Below are 2,417 nucleotides of genomic sequence, written 5' to 3' on the forward strand. Positions count from 1 at the left end.
GGCCCGGCGGGGCCCGGCCCGGTCGGCCAGGGCCCCGCCGCCGAGCATCAAGACGGCGCGGGGGACAGCGCCGGCGGCCACGACGAGCCCGGCAACCGCAGGAGAGGCGACCTGGGTCGCGGTCCAGGCCAGGGCGATGAAGAAGACCTGGTCGCCGAGCAGGCTGAGGAACAGTCCGGCGATCCACCGCAGCACGTTGAGGTCGCGGTAGGCCGCCCTGGTCGGCGGTGCGGTGACGGTCACGGCCGAAACGGGAAGGCGTGCAGGAAGAGGAAGACGTGCTCGCGCCCGTCGGCCACGTCCGCGTCCTCACCGGGTGTGGGGCCTGCACCGGTCGAGGAGCCGCCGCGGGTGGCCGGGTCGGTGGTTCCCCGTGCGTCGTCGCGGGCACGTCCGCGGTAGGCGCGCAGAACCGCGTGCAGCTCGTCGTTCATCGCGGCGAGCTCGGCCGGGGTGAGTCGGAGCATGACGTCGGAGGAGACCGCTACCTGCGACCACTCCGGACCCCAGGAGGGCTGCTCGTCTCGCCAGGACTCCAGCCGCTCGAGCTGGTTGGCCAGGGCGGTGCGCTGCAACGCGACCGCCGCGGCACGGGCCTCGGGGACGTCGTCGGCCTCGGGCAGGGAGAACCGGAACCCGTCGGTCGCCGGGCGCCACCACCGCTCCCGGCGGTCGCTGACCAGGTCCGGGGCCTCCTCGACGAACCCGTGCTCGCGCAGCTGGCGCAGGTGGTAGCTGACCAGCGCCGGTGACTCGTTGACCGACTCCGCCAGCCGCGAGGCCGTCGCGGCCTCCAGCGCGATCAGCGCGTAGTACAGGCGCACCCGCAGCGGGTGCGCCATCACCCGCAGGTCCTGGACGTCGTCGAGCCGTCGGTTCGGCTGCCGGGCTGCCATGCCGCGGACGGTAAGTGCGAAAGAGGTGGTGCGCAACAGTTCCTTCGGAACCCGAGCGCCGGCGACTCGCCGTCGGCTGGCGTGAAGTAATCCGACGGGCCGCGGTGCCCCCGGCGTGTCAGATGACGATCCCCAGTGACACAAGATCACGACCGCGAGCCCGGACCGCGCCTGGAGTCGCGAGGTGCTCCAGTAGGCGGTCCCCTCCTGGGACGCGACTCGGCATGACGGCTCCGCGGCCACGACCTCGTGCAGCAGCCCCACAGCCGTCAGGCTGTCCCGGTGAGCGACCAGGAGGGCGTCGAGTGGTTCGACCGGGCTGGCGGCGAACCAGTCGAGCTCGCTGAGGCCTCACCCCACTGGCGCGCGATCGCCAACACATGGATCGCCCGCATCAACGACGCGCTCGCTACCGCTACGCGTGTCGAACACGTCGGCTCCACCGCGGTCCCAGGTCTCGTCGCCAAGCCCGTGGTGGACCTTCAGGTCTCCGTGCCTGCAGTGGCCGACGAGGGGCGCTACCGGCCCGGCCTGGAGTCGCTGGGGCTGGTGCTCCGAGCTCGTGGCCAGGATCACCTCTTCTTCCGCCCACCAGCCGGTCAGCCGCGCGTAATTCATGTCCACGTGTGCGAGGCCGGGTCCTCCTGGGAGCGGCAGCACTTGTACTTCCGTGACCAGCTGCGATCTCGGCCGGATCTCGCTATGGACTACGCCCGTCTCAAGCGCGACCTCGCCTTGTTGGTCGGTGACGACCGGGGTGCCTACAACCGTGGCAAGGCTGGCTTCATCCGGAAGGTCCTCTGCCGAGACGAGCGCTAACGCGGACGGCGGTGGCTGGGCCCGGCGGGCACGCGACCTCGCCTCAGCTTCCGCACGGCGTGCCGATCGCCGATCGACAGCGGGACGCTGTCCGGCCAACGATCGGATGTGGGACGGCCGCCGGGGGAGCGGCGGCGCTGGTCTCCTGCGGCCGCGGCCGTGCCGCCAGGCGGTCGTCTGCTGGGACGCGCTCCGCGCGCTGTCGGTGGGCTACCGCCTGCTTGCGCTCGTCGGTGACGAGGCAGGCGAGGGGGCAGCGAGAGGAGGTGAACTCGGCTTACCTTCTCGGNCGCTCCGCGCGCTGTCGGTGGGCTACCGCCTGCTTGCGCTCGTCGGTGACGAGGCAGGCGAGGGGGCAGCGAGAGGAGGTGAACTCGGCTTACCTTCTCGGCTGTGACCGTCGCACGTGATGTGAGTCCACAGCGAACCTGGGTCTCGGCGCTTTTCTTGACGCTCTTCGCCGTCGGGCAGCTGGTCATCGCGTCGGTCGCCGTCAGCACGGCCCAGGATCGCTTCGGACTCGCCAGTGGACCCTCGCTCCTGATGACCCTGGCAGCGACGCTGCTGGTGCACGTACCTATGGCCTCCCTCGTGGCGGGATGGCTGCTGGGCCGAGGCAAGGACTTGATCGGTCGGATCACCTTGCACGTCTTGGCGCTCCCCTCCCTGGCAGGCTGAGGTGAGACGCCCCGACCTGGGGTG

General features: G+C 71.2%; 3 protein-coding genes and 1 pseudogene. 2 read left to right on the forward strand and 2 right to left on the reverse strand.

The features are described 5' to 3' along the window. Together WDZ17_RS16645 and WDZ17_RS16650 are read right to left on the reverse strand one after the other, a co-directional pair. Positions 1-243 (reverse strand): annotated as a pseudogene (locus WDZ17_RS16645) (MFS transporter); the annotation flags it as partial. Continuing rightward, positions 240-896, reverse strand: a complete 657-nt coding sequence (locus tag WDZ17_RS16650) for a helix-turn-helix domain-containing protein (protein ID WP_339576303.1) — start codon at positions 894-896, stop codon at positions 240-242. The gene WDZ17_RS16650 and the pseudogene WDZ17_RS16645, both read right to left, overlap by 4 nt. Positions 897-1,178: 282 nt before the next feature. Between WDZ17_RS16650 and WDZ17_RS16655 the strand changes: the two genes are divergently transcribed. Then, positions 1,179-1,715, forward strand: a complete 537-nt coding sequence (locus tag WDZ17_RS16655) for a GrpB family protein (protein ID WP_339576304.1) — start codon at positions 1,179-1,181, stop codon at positions 1,713-1,715. Between the two features lie 393 nt (positions 1,716-2,108). Continuing rightward, entirely contained in the window at positions 2,109-2,393 is a 285-nt protein-coding gene (locus WDZ17_RS16660; protein ID WP_339576305.1) for a hypothetical protein, read from the forward strand. Positions 2,394-2,417: the final 24 nt, after the last annotated feature.

It is taken from the genome of Pseudokineococcus basanitobsidens, from assembly GCF_037482545.1.
GTDB classification, from domain to species: Bacteria; Actinomycetota; Actinomycetes; order Actinomycetales; family Quadrisphaeraceae; genus Pseudokineococcus; species Pseudokineococcus basanitobsidens.